Source organism: Pseudomonas sp. Irchel s3b5 (assembly GCF_900187435.1).
Lineage (GTDB): Bacteria > Pseudomonadota > Gammaproteobacteria > Pseudomonadales > Pseudomonadaceae > Aquipseudomonas.
The window spans coordinates 13,300-29,194 of the sequence record NZ_FYDY01000005.1 but is presented as its reverse complement, the minus strand read 5'-3'; the positions used below and the strand labels follow the sequence as shown (position 1 = coordinate 29,194).

Annotated in this window: 15 protein-coding genes; 1 reads left to right on the top strand and 14 read right to left on the bottom strand. The window is 59.3% G+C overall.

Annotated features, from left to right (window positions below; translation table 11 throughout):
• Window positions 1-25: 25 nt before the first annotated feature.
• A complete protein-coding gene (leuA, locus tag CKW15_RS07390) occupies window positions 26-1,705 on the top strand; it encodes a 2-isopropylmalate synthase (RefSeq protein ID WP_095058599.1) in 1,680 nt (559 codons plus the stop codon).
• Window positions 1,706-1,849: 144 nt separating this feature from the next.
• Here the strand turns inward: leuA and CKW15_RS07385 are convergent, their stop codons facing one another.
• The 14 genes from CKW15_RS07385 to hscA form a co-directional block, all read right to left on the bottom strand.
• On the bottom strand, window positions 1,850-2,641 hold the full coding sequence (locus CKW15_RS07385; protein WP_095058598.1) for an amidohydrolase: 792 nt from the start codon (window positions 2,639-2,641) through the stop codon (window positions 1,850-1,852).
• Complete coding sequence (locus CKW15_RS07380) at window positions 2,629-3,777, bottom strand: pyridoxal phosphate-dependent aminotransferase (protein WP_095151942.1); 1,149 nt, start codon at window positions 3,775-3,777, stop codon at window positions 2,629-2,631. Before CKW15_RS07380 ends, CKW15_RS07385 begins: the two co-directional genes overlap by 13 nt.
• 210 nt (window positions 3,778-3,987) lie before the next feature.
• Window positions 3,988-5,457 (bottom strand): ribosome biogenesis GTPase Der, encoded by a 1,470-nt coding sequence (gene der, locus CKW15_RS07375; protein WP_095058596.1) that lies wholly within the window; start codon window positions 5,455-5,457, stop codon window positions 3,988-3,990.
• A 236-nt stretch (window positions 5,458-5,693) separates the two neighbouring features.
• Entirely contained in the window at window positions 5,694-6,845 is a 1,152-nt protein-coding gene (bamB, locus tag CKW15_RS07370) for an outer membrane protein assembly factor BamB (RefSeq protein WP_095058595.1), read from the bottom strand.
• Window positions 6,838-7,479 (bottom strand): tetratricopeptide repeat protein, encoded by a 642-nt coding sequence (locus CKW15_RS07365; RefSeq protein WP_095058594.1) that lies wholly within the window; start codon window positions 7,477-7,479, stop codon window positions 6,838-6,840. Before CKW15_RS07365 ends, bamB begins: the two co-directional genes overlap by 8 nt.
• Before the next feature lie 42 nt (window positions 7,480-7,521).
• Window positions 7,522-8,811: a histidine--tRNA ligase gene (gene hisS / locus CKW15_RS07360; protein WP_095058593.1), complete on the bottom strand. Its 1,290-nt coding sequence runs from the start codon at window positions 8,809-8,811 to the stop codon at window positions 7,522-7,524.
• 37 nt (window positions 8,812-8,848) lie between these two features.
• Entirely contained in the window at window positions 8,849-9,958 is a 1,110-nt protein-coding gene (gene ispG / locus CKW15_RS07355) for a flavodoxin-dependent (E)-4-hydroxy-3-methylbut-2-enyl-diphosphate synthase (RefSeq protein WP_007944259.1), read from the bottom strand.
• A 3-nt stretch (window positions 9,959-9,961) separates the two neighbouring features.
• Window positions 9,962-10,981, bottom strand: a complete 1,020-nt coding sequence (locus CKW15_RS07350; protein WP_095058591.1) for a RodZ family helix-turn-helix domain-containing protein — start codon at window positions 10,979-10,981, stop codon at window positions 9,962-9,964.
• Window positions 10,981-11,739, bottom strand: coding sequence for a type IV pilus biogenesis/stability protein PilW (gene pilW / locus CKW15_RS07345; protein WP_095151941.1), 759 nt, complete (start codon window positions 11,737-11,739; stop codon window positions 10,981-10,983). The genes CKW15_RS07350 and pilW overlap by 1 nt, the downstream gene beginning before the upstream one ends.
• Window positions 11,740-11,755: 16 nt before the next feature.
• Window positions 11,756-12,901: a 23S rRNA (adenine(2503)-C(2))-methyltransferase RlmN gene (gene rlmN / locus CKW15_RS07340; RefSeq protein WP_095058589.1), complete on the bottom strand. Its 1,146-nt coding sequence runs from the start codon at window positions 12,899-12,901 to the stop codon at window positions 11,756-11,758.
• Between the two features lie 28 nt (window positions 12,902-12,929).
• Entirely contained in the window at window positions 12,930-13,355 is a 426-nt protein-coding gene (ndk, locus tag CKW15_RS07335) for a nucleoside-diphosphate kinase (RefSeq protein ID WP_007916882.1), read from the bottom strand.
• 88 nt (window positions 13,356-13,443) lie between these two features.
• Window positions 13,444-13,644 carry a Fe-S cluster assembly protein IscX gene (gene iscX, locus CKW15_RS07330; protein ID WP_095151940.1) on the bottom strand — a complete coding sequence of 67 codons (201 nt, stop codon included), beginning with the start codon at window positions 13,642-13,644 and terminating at the stop codon, window positions 13,444-13,446.
• 14 nt (window positions 13,645-13,658) lie between these two features.
• On the bottom strand, window positions 13,659-14,000 hold the full coding sequence (fdx, locus tag CKW15_RS07325) for an ISC system 2Fe-2S type ferredoxin (protein WP_015093626.1): 342 nt from the start codon (window positions 13,998-14,000) through the stop codon (window positions 13,659-13,661).
• Window positions 14,000-15,865 (bottom strand): Fe-S protein assembly chaperone HscA, encoded by a 1,866-nt coding sequence (gene hscA / locus CKW15_RS07320; protein ID WP_095151939.1) that lies wholly within the window; start codon window positions 15,863-15,865, stop codon window positions 14,000-14,002. The genes fdx and hscA overlap by 1 nt, the downstream gene beginning before the upstream one ends.
• Window positions 15,866-15,895: the final 30 nt, after the last annotated feature.

Genomic DNA, 15,895 nt, shown 5'->3' with positions numbered 1-15,895 from the left:
CGGCCCACACAATAAGGATTTCCCGATGAGCATGCTCAAAGACCCGTCTTCGAAATACCGCGCATTCCCGACCATCGACATTCCGGACCGCACCTGGCCGTCGAAAACCATCACCGCCGCGCCGATCTGGTGCAGTTCCGACCTGCGTGACGGTAACCAGTCGCTGATCGAGCCGATGGACGCTGTCAAGAAGCTGCGCTTCTGGAAAACCCTCGTGCAGGTTGGCGTGAAGGAAATCGAAGCATCGTTCCCGGCCGCTTCGCAAACCGACTTCGACTTCGTCCGTACCCTGATCGAAGACAACCATATCCCGGAAGACACCACCATTCAGGTGCTGACCCAGGGCCGTGAAGACTTGATCGAGCGCACCTTCGAATCCCTGCGCGGCGCGAAGAAAGCCATCGTTCACCTGTACAACGCGACCTCCCCTTCCTTCCGCCGCATTGTCTTCAACCAGGACAAGGACGGGATCAAGGCCATCGCCGTGAACGCCGCCAAGCTGTTCGTCAAATACGCCGCCATGCAACCGGACACCGAGTGGACCTTCGAGTACTCGCCGGAAACCTTCAGCGCCACTGAGCTGGAGTTCGCCAAGGAAGTCTGCGACGCCGTGATCGAGGTCTGGAACCCGACGCCTGAGCACAAGATGATCCTCAACCTGCCGGCCACGGTGGAATGCGCGACCCCGAACATCTATGCCGACCAGATCGAATGGTTCGGCCGTCACATCAACCGTCGTGACAGCGTGATCATCAGCCTGCACACCCACAACGACCGTGGCACTGGTGTTGCCGCCACCGAGTTGGGCCTGATGGCCGGCGCCGACCGTGTCGAAGGCTGCCTGTTCGGCAACGGCGAGCGCACCGGTAACGTCGACCTCGTGACCGTGGCCCTGAACCTTTACACCCAGGGCGTTCACCCTGAGCTCGACTTCTCGGACATCGACGGCGTGCGCAAAGTCGTCGAAGAGTGCAACCAGATCCAGGTGCACCCGCGTCATCCGTACGTTGGCGACCTGGTTCACACCGCGTTCTCCGGCTCGCACCAGGACGCAATCCGCAAAGGCTTCGCCCAGCAGAAACCCGATGCAATGTGGGAAGTGCCTTACCTGCCAATCGACCCGGCCGACATCGGTCGCAGCTACGAGGCGGTGATTCGCGTCAACAGCCAATCGGGCAAAGGCGGCATCGCCTACCTGTTGGAACAGGAATACGGCATCAGCCTGCCACGTCGCATGCAGATCGAGTTCAGCCAGGTTGTACAGCGTGAAACCGATCGCTTGGGCCTGGAAATGACCGCCCAACAAATTCACGCGCTGCTGCACAGCGAGTACTTGCAGGCCAACACCCCGTACGCGCTGGTCAGCCATCGCCTGCAGGAAGAAAACGGCAACAGCGCCGTCGAAGTGGAAGTGGCCAGTAAAGGCCAGGGCGAAACCAACCTGCACTGGCGCGGCAAGGGTAACGGTGCTCTGGAAGCACTGGTAGCCGGCCTGCCGATTCCGGTGGAAATCATGGACTATAACGAGCACGCCATCGGCGCGGGCACCAATGCCAAGGCTGCGGCCTACATTGAACTGCGAGTGAACGGTGAACGTGCGGTGCACGGCGTGGGTATTGATGAAAACATCACCACCGCGAGCTTCAAGGCGCTGTTCAGTGCCCTGAACCGTTCGCTGAGCCAGCCGGAAGCGAAAGCGGCCTAAGCGTCGCTGAAATGCAAAAGGCCCCAAGGTGCGAACCTTGGGGCCTTTTTTCATTCTGCGGTAGGAGCCGGCTTGCTGGCGATGCTGAGTTCTCGATGCATCTGTCAGGACGCAATCGCTGGCAAGCCAGCTCCTACAGAGTTATCAGGTGAACTCGAAGGTATCCGCATCCAGATTCGCCGGAAACCGTTTGCGATACGCCGCCAGCTCAGCCGCATCCAGCGTCACTTTGAACACCCCATCTGCCTCCCCCGCACTGAGCAATGTCTCACCCTGGAAATCCAGCACCTGACTGTCGCCGGTATAGGCAAAGCCCTTGCCATCAGTCCCGATGCGATTCACCGCCGCCACATAACACAGGTTTTCAATCGCCCGCGCCGGCAACAAGCGGTTCCAGTGCTGACGACGTGCACCCGGCCAGTTAGCGGTGTACAACAACAGGTCGGTGTCCTGGGCATCGCGACTCCACACCGGGAAACGCAGGTCGTAGCAAATCAGCGGCCGTATCCGCCAGCCTTTCAACTCGAACTGAACCTGACGCTCGCCAGGGGTGTAATGGTTGTGCTCGCCAGCCATGCGGAACAGGTGGCGCTTGTCGTAGTGCAGCACCTCGCCATCCGGCCGAGCCCACAACAGGCGATTACGATGACTGCCATCAGCGGCCTGAACGATGATGCTACCGGTGATCACCGCATCAAGCTTCGCCGCCTGAACGCGCAACCATTTGCTGGTCGGCCCGTGTTCCGACTCCGCAAGGGTTTCGGACTCCATGGAGAACCCGGTGGTGAACATCTCCGGCAGAATGATCAGATCAGCGTCACGGGCCTGCTCCAGCAGCGGTACGAAATGTTCCAGATTGGCCTGGCGGTCGTGCCAGGCCAGGGACGTCTGGATCAGCGCCACGTTAAGATTGGGCAACGCACTCAGATCACGCATAGTTTTTCCGCTGCTTCACGCAGGGTCTCCTCGCGTTTGGCAAAGCACAGCCGTACCAGGCGCTGGCCGACTGGCGGCGATTGGTAGAACACCGAGATCGGGACGCTGGCCACGCCGTGTTCGCGGGTCATCCACAGCGCCATCTCGACGTCATTGAGGTCCGGGCGGATCTGCGAGTAATCGACCAACTGGAAATAGGTGCCAGTCACCCGTTTGAAGCTGAAGCGCGACGGCGCCAGCAGATCGCAGAACAGGTCGCGCTTGGCCTGATAGAAGCCCGGCAGTTCTTCGACGTGTTCAGGATGCTCGGCCATGTAATCGGCCAAGGCGTATTGCAGCGGGGTTACGCCGCAGAAACTGACGTACTGGTGCACCTTGCGCAGCTCTGCCGTCAGGGCCGGTGGCGCGACGACGTAGCCGGTTTTCCAACCGGTGACGTGATAGGTCTTACCGAAGGAGCTGACCACGAAGGCACGCTGATACAGCTCTTCATGGGCCAGCACGCTGACGTGATGCACGCCGTCGTACACCAGGTGTTCGTAGACTTCGTCGCTGATGACATAAATGTCGCGATCGCGGATCAGTGCCGCCAACTGGTCCAGATCGGCTCTGCTGATCAGCGCGCCGCTGGGGTTGTGCGGGGTGTTGAGGATGATCATCCGCGTGCGCGGGCTCAACGCATCGGCGAGCTTCTGGAAGTCGATGCTGAAGTCGTTCACACCCAACTGCACATGCACGCAACGACCACCGGCCAGTTCTACCGAAGGCTCGTAACTGTCATAAGCCGGGTCAAACACGATGACTTCGTCACCGCTGTGGATAACTGCCTGAATGGCGCAAAAGATCGCCTGGGTCGCGCCGGGGGTGACCGTCACTTCATGGTCGGCATCGACATTCACGCCATAGCTGCGGGCGATCTTCGTCGCAATCTGCTGACGCAACACCGGCAGGCCGGTCATCGGTGAATACTGGTTGTGGCCGCTGGCGATATGCCGACCGACCGCATCGCACAGGGCTCGCGGGGCGTCGAAATCGGGGAAACCCTGGGACAGGTTGATCGCCCCGGTTTGCGCCGCGAGCTGAGACATCTGAGTGAAGATAGTGATGCCGACATTCGGCAGCTTACTGGTGATCATCGGTGATTCCCTGCTCTACACCCGGCTCTACGGCGGCACGGGAGAGCCCGAGGATAGCCCATCCGGCGCCCATAAAAAAAGGGCACTCTGGTGAGTACCCTTTTTACTGCCGAACCCTGTAGGAGCCGGCTTGCTGGCGATCCTATCACTGCGGTACTTCAGATGAACCGCGATGGTGCCATCGCCAGCAAGCCGGCTCCTACGCAAGCGTCAACGCTTGTCGCGGCGCTTCTTGTCGGCCTTCTTGTGGTGCGACATCAAGCGACGCTTCTTGTTGACCTGACGGTCGGTGAGCGAGTTCTTGTTGCCTTCGTACGGGTTCTCGCCACCCTTGAACTCGATGCGGATTGGCGTACCGACCAGCTTCAAGACACGGCGGTAAGTGTTTTCCAGGTAACGCACGTAAGACTTCGGCACCTTCTCGATCTGGTTACCGTGAATCACGATGATCGGCGGGTTCGCACCACCCAAGTGGGCGTAACGCAACTTGATCCGGCGGTTGTTGACCATCGGTGGCGCGTGCTCGCCAACCGCATCTTCCAGAATCTGGGTCAGGCGGTTGGTTGGCCAGCGGGTAACCGCCGACTTGAACGAGTTCTGTACGGACGCGTAGAGGTTGCCCACGCCGGTACCGTGCAGCGCCGAGATGAAGTGGATGTCGGCGTAATCAACGAAGAACAGTCGGCGTTGCAGCTCGACCTTCACGAAGTCGCGCTCGCTCGGCGTCATGCCGTCCCACTTGTTGATCGCGATGACCAACGCACGACCCGACTCAATGGCAAAGCCCAGCAGGTTGAGGTCGTGATCCACTACGCCTTCGCGGGCGTCCATCACGAAGATCACCACGTTGGCGTCTTTGATCGCTTGCAGGGTTTTGACCACGGAGAATTTTTCGACTTCTTCGTGGATCTTGCCGCGCTTGCGCACACCGGCGGTGTCGATCAGCGTGTACTTCTCTTCGTTACGCTCGAACGGGATGTAGATACTGTCGCGAGTGGTGCCGGGCTGGTCGTACACGATAACCCGGTCTTCACCGAGCATACGGTTGACCAGGGTCGACTTGCCGACGTTCGGACGGCCGATGATGGCGATCTTGATCCCGTCTTTTTCGCTCGGGCCAGGAATGCGCTTGGCTTCCTCGCCTTCGGCAACGATCTCTTCTTCGCCGTCTTCCGGCTCTTCTTCGTCTTTCGGGAAATCGCTCAGGGCGATTTCCAGCATCTGAGTGATGCCACGACCATGAGCACCTGCGATCGGGATCGCGTGGCCCATGCCCAACGGGGCGAATTCGGCGCGGGCCATTTCAGGGTCGATGTTGTCGACCTTGTTGGCAACCACGTAGGAACGCTTGTTACGTTTGCGCAAGTGCTCGGCGATCATCTGGTCGGCGGCGGTGAAACCGGCCTTGGCATCTACCAGGAACAGAACAACATCCGCTTCTTCAATGGCCAGCAGCGACTGCTCGGCCATTTTTTCGTCCATACCATGTTCATCACCGGAGATACCGCCGGTGTCGACCAGAATGTAGGAACGCCCTTGCCACTTGGCCTCACCGTATTGGCGATCACGGGTCAGACCGGACAAGTCACCAACGATGGCGTCACGAGTCCTGGTCAGGCGGTTGAACAAGGTGGACTTGCCGACGTTCGGTCGACCCACCAGGGCGATTACGGGAACCATGCGGCTCTCCACTTCGTTATTTCAGAAAATACAAAAGCCGCTGCTAGGCAGCGGCTGGTGCTCGGGGCAACACTGTGCGCTTGTCTGTGGGAGCGAGCCTGCTCGCGAAAAACGCGGGGGCACCGCGTTTATTCGGGACGCAAACGAATTCGTTAACGTCCATCGCGAGCAGGCTCGCTCTCACATTCATACCCACAAGTGAAGCAGCCTGGGGCGGTTAACCCCAAGCATAGTTCTTACTTGATGGTCAGGGCTTCCAGTTTGCCGCTGTTGCCATACACATAAATCGTGTCACCCACCACCAGCGGACGGGCACGCAGGCCGTCGCTGTCGATGCGTTCGCGGCCGACGAAACGGCCGTCCACTTGACTCAGCAAGTGCAGGTAACCTTCCAGGTCACCGACTGCAACATAGCTGGAGAACACTTCCGGAGCCGACAGTTGACGGCGAGCCAGCGAGTCGTTGGTCCACAAGGCTGTGGTGGAACGCTCGTCGACGCCTTCAACGGTGCCCGAAGACAGGCTCACGTAAACAGTGCCAAATCCCTGGGCGACACCGGCATAGCTGGAAGCATCACGCTGCCAGAGCTGGCGACCGCTTTCCAGGTCCAAAGCCGCAACGCGACCCTGGTAGCTGGCGACGTACAGCGTACCGCCGGACAGCAACAAGCCGCCGTCGATATCGACCACACGTTCCAGCTCGGAACGACCTTGCGGGATGGCTACACGCTGCTCCCACACCGGTACGCCGTTGGAGATATCCACAGCGACCACTTTACCGGTCGACAGGCCAGCCACCGCGAGACGGTTGGTCACGATCGGCGCACTGGTACCACGCAGGGTCAGTACCGCAGGGGTGCTGTCATAGATCCAGCGACGGTTACCGGTGGCGGCATCCAGACCGATCAGACGGTCGTCCTGAGTCTGAACCACAACAACGTCACCGTTGTTGGCTGGTGGTGCGAGAACTTCGCTGGACACGCGAGCGCGCCATTTCTCTTCACCGTTGATGGCGTCCAGGGCAACAATTTCACCCTTGATCGTACCGATCGTCAGCAGACCGTAAGCGACGCCAACGGCACCGGAAACAGGCAGCTCAAGATCCTTCTTCCATTTCACGTCGCCGTTGCTGCGGTCCATGGCCATGACCACACCGGTAACGTCGGCGGCATAGATGGTATCGCCATCGATCGCCGGAACCAGCATGTTGTAGGACTCGCCCTGACCGTCACCGATCGAACGACTCCACTGCTTTTGCAAAACCACTTCTTCCTTGAAGTCGACCAGTTCGGCCGGCGGCAGTTCTTTTTTGCTGTTGCTGCTGCAACCCGCGGCCAACAGGGCCAGGGCCAGCAATGCTGCATGTTTCCAACGAATCACGTCACGCATCCCCTTTGGCCAGGTCGTCCAGCTTGATTTGTAGGCCACCGACCGCCGCTTCGTCCGACAGTGCCGCCTTGGCTTTTTGATACGCTGCGTTCGCTTCATCGGTACGACCCAACTGCACCAGCAGGTCGCCCTTGAGTTCTTCGCGAGTGGCCAGGAACGCCTTGTCGGCATCGCCTTCCAGCAGTTTCAATGCTTCATCGGCCTTGTTCTGCGCACCGAGCACCTGAGCCAGGCGCTGGCGGGCGATTTCGCCCAATGCAGGGTTGGCCGGTTTGGCGATAATGGCTTTCAGCTCAGTGGCGGCGTCGTCCAGCTTGCCGCTGTCGACCGCAACCTTGGCCACGAACAGACTGCCGTACTGCGCATAAGCGCTACCGGCGAACTCGGTGTTGAGTTTGCCGGCCAGGTCCGCAACACGGGCTGCATCGGGCTTGCCGTCGGGCGTCAGTGTGGTTTCCAGCAATTGCTGATAGAGAATCGAGGCGCCTTGCGACTGATTGCTCTGATATTTGTGATACGCCTGCCAGCCGAATACGATGACCAGCGCCAACAGGCCGCCAGTAACCAGGGGCTTGCCGTTGCGCGACCACCAATCCTTCAGATCCGCCAAATTTTCGTCTTCGGTACTCGACACCCCAATACTCCTTAATCGCTAATTCGGCTGTTTAAGACAGCTTCAACCCTGCACGACGCAGGTGGCCAGGTGAGCGGCAAGCGCATCCCAGGCAATGCTTTGTTGTTCGCCCTGGCCACGCAGGGGTTTGAAACCTACCACTTGCTGGGCCATTTCGTCGTCACCGAGGATCAGCGCATACAGCGCACCGCTCTTGTCGGCTTTCTTGAATTGGCTTTTGAAACTGCCGGCGCCGGCATTCACTTGCAGACGCAGGTTGGGTAATTGATCACGTACACGTTCAGCCAGGGTCAGACCGGCCAACTCCGCTTCTTCCCCGAAAGCACAGAGATAGACGTCGACCTGACGGGAGATCTCTTGCGGGATCTGCTCCAGGGTTTCCAGCAGTAGCACCAGACGCTCGATGCCCATGGCGAAACCGACGCCAGCCGTAGGCTTGCCGCCCATCTGCTCGACCAGGCCATCGTAACGACCACCGGCACACACGGTGCCTTGGGCACCCAGTTTGTCGGTGACCCATTCGAAAACGGTCTTGCTGTAGTAATCGAGCCCGCGCACCAACTTCGGGTTGATCACGTAAGGAATGCCGGCAGCATCCAGACGAGCCTTGAGTCCTTCGAAGTGCAGACGGGATTCTTCGTCGAGGTAGTCGGCCATTTTCGGCGCGTCGACCAGAATCGCTTGTGTATCGGCGTTCTTGGTGTCCAGGACCCGAAGCGGGTTGGTCTTCAGACGGCGTTGGCTGTCTTCGTCCAGCTTGTCCAGGTGACCGGACAGGAACTCGACGAGCGCTTCACGGTAACGGCCACGGGACTCACTGGTGCCCAGGCTGTTGAGCTCGAGCTTGACCGCGTCACGGATACCCAGCTCGCCCCACAGGCGCCAGGTCAGCACGATCAGCTCAGCATCGATGTCCGGACCGTCGAGGTTGAAGACTTCGACACCGATCTGGTGGAACTGGCGATAACGGCCTTTCTGCGGACGCTCGTGGCGGAACATCGGGCCGATGTACCACAACTTCTGCACCTGGCCACCGCCGGTGATGCCGTGCTCAAGCACCGCACGCACGCATGCCGCTGTGCCTTCAGGGCGCAAGGTCAGGGAGTCGCCGTTACGGTCGTCGAAGGTGTACATCTCTTTTTCGACGATGTCGGTCACTTCACCGATGGAGCGCTTGAACAGCTCGGTGAACTCGACGATCGGCATGCGGATCTGCTTGTAACCGTAGTTATCGAGCAGGCGCGAAACGGTGCCTTCGAAATGACGCCACAGGGGAGTCTGATCGGGCAGGATGTCGTTCATGCCACGAATGGCTTGCAATGACTTGCTCACTTTAAATCCTTAAATTCGTTCGGCTCTTCAGTCAGGATCAGCCGCGCGCAATAACGGCAGCGTCAGCTTCGACCTTTTCGGCCGCTTTCTGGCGGATCAAGCGCTCCAGCTCATCCACCAGATTGTCATTCGTCAGTTTCTGCGACGGCTTGCCGTCGATGTAAATCAGGTTCGGCGTGCCGCCGGTCAAGCCGATATGGGCTTCCTTGGCTTCACCCGGCCCGTTGACCACGCAACCGATGACCGCAACATCCAGCGGTACCAAAAGGTCTTCGAGGCGCCCTTCCAGCTCGTTCATGGTCTTGACCACATCGAAGTTCTGCCGCGAGCAGCTCGGGCAGGCGATGAAGTTGATGCCACGGGAGCGCAGGTGCAGGGACTTGAGAATGTCGTAGCCGACTTTCACTTCCTCGACCGGGTCGGCCGCCAACGAGATGCGGATAGTATCGCCAATCCCCTCGGCGAGCAGCATACCGAGGCCCACGGCAGATTTCACCGTACCAGAACGCAAACCACCGGCTTCAGTGATGCCAAGGTGCAGCGGCTGGACAATTTCTTTGGCCAGCAAGCGGTAGGCTTCGACGGCCATGAACACGTCGGAAGCCTTCACGCTGACCTTGAAGTCCTGGAAATTCAAGCGCTCAAGATGCTCGACATGACGCAGGGCCGACTCGACCAGCGCGGCCGGGGTTGGCTCGCCGTATTTCTTTTGCAGGTCTTTTTCCAGGGAGCCCGCGTTGACGCCGATGCGAATCGGGATCCCGCGATCACGGGCGGCATCAACCACTGCACGCACACGGTCTTCGCGACCGATGTTGCCCGGGTTGATGCGCAGGCAGTCAACGCCCAATTCGGCTACGCGCAATGCGATCCTGTAGTCGAAGTGGATGTCGGCAACCAAGGGCACCTTGACCAGTTGCTTGATCTTGCCGAAGGCTTCGGCGGCGTCCATGTCCGGCACCGAGATCCGCACGATATCGACACCGGCCGCTTCCAGACGATTGATCTGCGCAACGGTGGCCGCGACATCGTTGGTGTCGCTGTTGGTCATGCTCTGCACAGCGATAGGCGCATCGCCGCCAACAGGTACGTTACCGACCCAGATCTTGCGCGATTCGCGACGTTTGATTGGAGATTCGCCGTGCATGACTTATTGACCCAACTTCAGGCGAGCAGTCTCGCCACTGGTGAACGGAGCAACATCAACCGCCTGGCCGTTGTAGCTGATCTGTGCGCCACGGGCATAGCCCAGACGTACAGCAAACGGCGGCTTGCCGCTGACAGAAACGTTATCGCCTTTACGCTTGAGACCACTGAACAGCACTTTGCCGCTGCCGTCGGTCACCTGCGTCCAGCAGTCGGACGTGTACTGAATTTGAACCTGGCCCTGACCGGCAACAGGAGCAGTCGCGACAGGAGCGGGTGCGACCGGTGCAGCTGGGGCCGTCACAACCGGAGCCGGAACGGCAGGAGCCGCCGGGGCCGGGGTCACAGGAACTGGCACGGTGTTGTGTGCAATTGCAGGTGCAGCAGGTGCCGGCGCAGTCGGCGCGGCGGGTGCGGCTGCCGGGGTTTCAGCTGGCGCTTCGTCCGAGGTTTCGGCCTGTGGCAACGCCAAAGCCGTTTCGCCTTCAGCCTGACCTTCCGCGACAGCCTGGTCTTCCGGCTCGTCCAGCGGATGAATCTGCGTGGTGCCGTCGGCGCCTTCGACTTCAACGTGCTCCGGAGCCAGGCCGATCAGGTCCTTGGTGCGCAGCGAGGTTTGATCCTGCCACCAGACAAAACCACCGCCAATCACCGCGATCAGCAACAGCAGGCTGACGATTCGCAGAATGGTATGGGAAACACGGACCGGTTCTTCGATTCGCCCCAGGCTGTGGACGCTGCTGCCCTGGGAATCGGTACCGGTGGATTGGTCGAATTGCTGGACCAGAACGGTCTGGTCCATGCCGAGCAACTTGGCATAGGCGCGAATATAGCCGCGAGCAAAGGTATGCCCAGGCAGCTTGTCGAAGGCGCCGGCTTCCAGATTGCTCAGGGAAGTGGTGGTGAGGTTGAGCTTGAGGGCCACTTCGGCCAGCGACCAGCCATTGCTTTCGCGGGCCTGGCGCAAAGTCTCACCGGGGTTAACGCGATTCGCTGCTACAACTTCGGGATGCGCCGCTTTCATCATTGCTCCGACAGGTATTGCTGATATTCCGGCGTACCGGGATAGAGTCTTTTTAGTTGCAGGCCCTTGCTGGCGGCCTTGTCGCGATCTTCAAACACTTTCGCCAGCCGAATGCCGAGCAATAGACTACGTGCATTTTGCTCGGTGAGTTGGCTAAAACGGTCGTAATAGTCACGCGCGGGCACATAATGCCTGTCTTCGTAAGACAACTCAGCCATTTCCAGCAATGCGCGTGGCTGCTGGCGATTCAAGCGCAGTGCTTTTTCCAGCTGTTGTTGGGCCAAATCACGCTGCCCCAACATCGCCGCCGTCATGCCCAGGTTCTCGAACACCCGCGAGCGTTCAGGATACAGGGTATCGGCAGCAGCTTGTTCAAAGCGCTCGTAGGCGTCCTTGTAACGTTTTTGCTCGAACAGAAAACTGCCGTAATTGTTGAGGATTCGCGCATCGGCGGGACGGGAAGACAGCGCCTTGCGAAAATGCTGGTCAGCCAGCTCCGGCTCCATCTCGGCCTGGAACACCAGACCCAGCGCCGCGTTGGCGTCCGGGTCTGCGTCGTCCAGATCCAGCGCTTTCTTCAAGGGTACTTTCGCGCGCTCGGTCATGCCTTGCTGTAAATAACCGATACCCAGCTGCACGTATGCCTCTCGCGCTTCATCACGGCCCTTGCTGGTCTTCATCGGATTGTAATCACCCGAAAGCACGCAGCCAGCACACAGGCTGGCCAACAGCAAAAGCAGCGCAAAGCGCAGGGACATAGAGATCCTCTCTTGGTTACTTGTTCGCAGCGTCTTGTGCCATATCGTTTTCGGCGTTGAGTTCACGCACGGCGATATAACGTTCGCTGCGACGGGTGCGATCCAGCACCTGCCCTACCAGTTGGCCACACGCCGCGTCGATGTCTTCACCACGGGTGGTGCGGACGGTGACGTTGAAGCCGGCATGATGAAGCTGATCCTGGAACCGGCGGATGGCGTTGTTGCTCGGCCGCTCGTAACCGGAATGCGGGAACGGGTTGAACGGAATCAGGTTGATCTTGCACGGGATGTTCTTGAGCAACTCGATCATTTCAACGGCGTGCTCGACCTTGTCGTTCACGTCCTTGAGCAAGGTGTACTCGATGGTCAGCACGCGCTTCTCGCCCAAGGACGACATGTAGCGCTGGCACGACTCGAGCAGCATCTTAAGCGGATACTTCTTGTTGATCGGCACCAATTGGTTACGCAATGCGTCATTCGGTGCGTGCAGGGACAACGCCAGCGAGACGTCGATGTGCTTGGACAGCTCATCGATCATCGGCACCACGCCGGAGGTCGACAGGGTCACACGGCGCTTGGAAATGCCGTAGCCCAGGTCGTCCATCATCAGATGCATGGCCGCAATGACGTTATCGAAGTTCAGCAGCGGCTCACCCATGCCCATCATCACCACGTTGGTGATGGCACGGTCGACGGTTGCCGGGACGCTGCCAAAGGATTTATTGGCAATCCACACCTGACCGATGACTTCGGCGGCGGTGAGGTTGCTGTTGAAGCCTTGCTTGCCGGTGGAGCAGAAACTGCAATCCAGGGCACAGCCTGCCTGGGACGAAACGCACAAGGTGCCGCGTTTGCCCTGGGGAATGTACACGGTCTCGACGCAGCTGCCGGACGCCACGCGAACCACCCACTTACGGGTGCCGTCGCTGGAGATGTCCTCGCTGACCACTTCCGGACCACGGACCTCAGCAACAGCCTTGAGCTTTTCGCGCAAGGCCTTGCTGACGTTCGTCATGGCATCGAAATCATCGACGCCAAAGTGGTGAATCCATTTCATTACCTGACCGGCACGGAAACGCTTCTCCCCGATTGAGTCGAAGAATTTTTCCATTTCCAGCTGAGTCAGACCCAGCAGGTTAATTTTTACAGTCGATGTAGTCATGGATTCACCTTCACTCTTAAGCCAATGCTTAGCGAGTGGTTACTTCAGTAGCTGCGAAGAAGTACGAGATTTCGCGAGCGGCAGCAGCTTCGGAGTCCGAACCGTGCACAGCGTTGGCGTCGATGGAATCAGCGAAGTCAGCGCGGATGGTGCCGGCAGCAGCTTCTTTAGGGTTGGTAGCGCCCATCAGCTCACGGTTCAGAGCGATAGCGTTTTCGCCTTCCAGAACCTGAACGACAACCGGACCGGAGATCATGAAAGCAACCAGGTCGCCGAAGAAACCACGAGCGCTGTGCTCAGCGTAGAAGCCTTCAGCTTCAGCTTTGGACAGTTGCTTCAGTTTCGAAGCTACAACGCGCAGGCCAGCTTTTTCGAAACGAGTGGTGATCTCGCCGATAACGTTTTTTGCAACAGCGTCAGGCTTGATGATGGAGAAAGTACGTTGAACAGCCATGGTGTAACTCCAGAAACGGTAATTTACGAAAAATTAAACCCGCGAATTATACGCGGGTTCTCGGGTATTGCCTAACCTGCGGCGTGGCTCAGTCGCGTTCTTCGATCCAGTGGGCCTGAATGGCCTCCAGGATCTTTTCGCCACAATGCTCAGGCATATCGTCGAACTCGGGCAGTTCCATCACCCATTTACGCAGATCGACGAAGTTGACCGACATAGGGTCCACGTCGGGCTTGCTTTCAGCCAGCTGGATCGCGATTTCCAGCACATCAGTCCACTTGAGTTTCATGACAATTCCTTGAATCAGTGCGGTGCTTCGGCTGCGTGGTTGAGCGAGTACTTCGGAATCTCGACGGTCAGGTCTTCGGTACCGACCTTGGCCTGGCAACCCAGACGGGACTCACGCTCAAGACCCCAAGCCTTATCAAGGTAGTCTTCTTCCAGCTCGTCGGCCTCTTCCAGCGAGTCGAAACCCTCACGAATAATGCAATGACAAGTGGTGCACGCACAGACGCCGCCACAAGCACTTTCCATCTCGATGTGGTGCTCATGGGCCAGTTCGAGGATGGAAACACCCGTCTCAGCCTCAACAACCATGCCTTCAGGGCAGAACTTCTCGTGGGGCAGAAAAATGACCTGCGGCATCAGATATCCTCGATTTCATTCAGGTTGCGCCCCGACAGAGCGGCTTTCACCGTCAAATCCATGCGGCGGGCAGCAAAAGCGTCGGTCACTTGCGACAGACGCTTGGTCTGCTGCTCGATGGCGTAACCATCGGTACCTTTCATCAGTTCGGCCAGTTCCTGCACCTGCATGTCGATGACCATGCGCTCTTCAGCGTCGAGCAAACGCTCGCCGTCGACCTCCAGTGCAGCCTGCACCGCTTCGATCAGGCGCTGGGCGTCGACCTGCTGCTCACGCAGTACGCGGGCAACCTTGTCGTCATTGGCGTGCTGGAACGAATCCTTGAGCATTTTGGCGATTTCGCCGTCGGTCAGACCGTAGGACGGCTTGACCTGGATGCTGGCCTCAACGCCCGAACCGAGTTCGCGGGCGGAAACGCTGAGCAGACCATCGGCATCGACCTGGAAGGTCACGCGAATCTTCGCCGCGCCAGCCACCATCGCCGGAATACCGCGCAGCTCGAAGCGAGCCAGCGAGCGACAGTCGCTGATCAGCTCACGCTCGCCCTGCAATACGTGGATAGCCATGGCCGACTGGCCGTCTTTGTATGTGGTGAAGTCCTGGGCGCGGGCGACGGGGATGGTGGTGTTGCGCGGAATCACCTTCTCCATCAAGCCACCCATGGTTTCCAGCCCCAGGGACAACGGAATCACGTCGAGCAACAGCAGTTCACCGCCGTCACGCTTGTTGCCGGCCAAGGTATCGGCCTGGATCGCAGCACCAATGGCTACCACTTGATCCGGGTCGATTTCCGTCAGCGGCTGGCGACCGAAGGCTTCGGCGACGGCTTCGCGAACGCGAGGCACGCGAGTCGAACCACCGACCATGACCACGGCATGTACGTCTTCCAGTTCGATACCGGAATCACGCACCGCACGGCGGCAGGCTTTCAGGCTGCGAGCGACCATCGGCTCGATCAGCGCATCGAAGGCTTCGCGGGTCAGCTCGGCTTTCCAGTCGCCGTGGGCCACTTCGACCGACGGGGCATTTGTCAGCGCTTCCTTGGCCGCACAGGCGGCTTGCAGCAGTTGACGCTGCGCGCCCGGATCGAGATCGGCGGACAGGCCCGCGCTCTCAATGATCCAGCCAGCGATCGCGTGATCGAAGTCATCGCCACCCAAGGCGCTGTCGCCACCGGTGGCCAGAACTTCGAAGACACCGCCGGTCAGGCGCAGAATCGAAATATCGAAAGTACCGCCGCCCAGGTCATAAATCGCGACCAGGCCTTCGGCGTGTTGATCCAGACCATAGGCCACAGCGGCGGCGGTCGGCTCATTGAGCAACCGCAGCACGTTCAGACCGGCCAGCTTGGCCGCATCCTTGGTGGCCTGGCGCTGAGCATCGTCGAAATAAGCCGGAACCGTGATGACCGCACCCACAAGTTCGCCACCCAGCGTCGCTTCGGCGCGTTGACGCAGAACCTTGAGGATATCGGCAGAGACTTCGACCGGGCTTTTCGGGCCCTGGATCGTATCGATGAACGGCATGTGCGACTCGCCACCGACAAAACGGTATGGCAGTTGCTCACCCAATTGCTTGACGTCGGACAGACCACGACCCATCAAGCGCTTGACCGACAGCACGGTATTCAAGGGATCGGTAGCGGCAGCCAGCTTGGCGGATTCGCCCACTTCGACGCGATCAGCGTGGTAGCGCACGGCAGACGGCAGGATGACCCGCCCTTCTGCGTCGGCAAGAGGCTCGGAAAGACCACTGCGCAATGCAGCGACCAGCGAATTGGTAGTGCCCAAGTCGATCCCCACAGCCAGACGACGCTGGTGCGGTTGAGGACTTTGGCCGGGTTCGGCGATCTGCAGTAGGGCCATCGTTATCAGGACTTATCTGTATATCAGGCG